Genomic DNA, 290 nt, shown 5'->3' with positions numbered 1-290 from the left:
AGGGAGCGGCGATCCGTGTCCGATAAAACGATACAGCTCACGACGTCCTCGCCGCCGCCCACCGCCTGCAGCCAGCCGCGCTCGGCGACGTGGCCCTGCAGGACGAGCGCCGGGCCGGAGGCGGCGCCGGAGACGAAGGCCCCCTCGGCCGGGCCGGGGGCGGCGCCGCCCTTCGCGACGAGGGCGACCTGGACTGCGGTGAGGCCCGAGGCGCCCGACTCGACGCCGGAGGGCTCGCCGGAGCTCGCCCAGCCGGTCCAGCCGCGCGCGGAGTCGCAGGAGCGGTACCA

The 290-nt window shown here is 77.2% G+C and carries 1 pseudogene; it reads right to left on the bottom strand.

Annotated elements, in window-relative coordinates:
* Window positions 1–290 (bottom strand): annotated as a pseudogene (locus DW661_RS10200) (hypothetical protein); the annotation flags it as partial.

The organism is Collinsella sp. AM24-1, from assembly GCF_003470325.1.
Lineage (GTDB): Bacteria > Actinomycetota > Coriobacteriia > Coriobacteriales > Coriobacteriaceae > Collinsella.
Note: the sequence above shows the minus strand (reverse complement) of the source record. Positions and strands in the feature narration are given on the sequence as shown.